Consider the following 209-nt stretch of genomic DNA (forward strand, 5'->3'; position numbering starts at 1 on the left):
TGGTGCCTCGAGGCGGAATCGAACCACCGACACGAGGATTTTCAATCCTCTGCTCTACCGACTGAGCTATCGAGGCAGAAGTAAAGATGGTTAAGTCTCTACTTTGCTTTCTTGCAATAGCAAGAGAAGAAATGGTGCCGACTACCGGAGTCGAACTGGTGACCTACTGATTACAAGTCAGTTGCTCTACCTACTGAGCTAAGTCGGCA

At 48.8% G+C, this 209-nt stretch carries 2 tRNA genes; both read right to left on the bottom strand.

Annotated elements, in window-relative coordinates:
• Window positions 1-76 (bottom strand) — tRNA-Phe (locus Q0852_RS23895).
• Between the two features lie 56 nt (window positions 77-132).
• Window positions 133-208 (bottom strand) — tRNA-Thr (locus tag Q0852_RS23900).
• Window position 209: the final 1 nt, after the last annotated feature.

Origin of the sequence: uncultured Photobacterium sp. (assembly GCF_947502415.1) — a bacterium.
Classification (GTDB): domain Bacteria; phylum Pseudomonadota; class Gammaproteobacteria; order Enterobacterales; family Vibrionaceae; genus Photobacterium.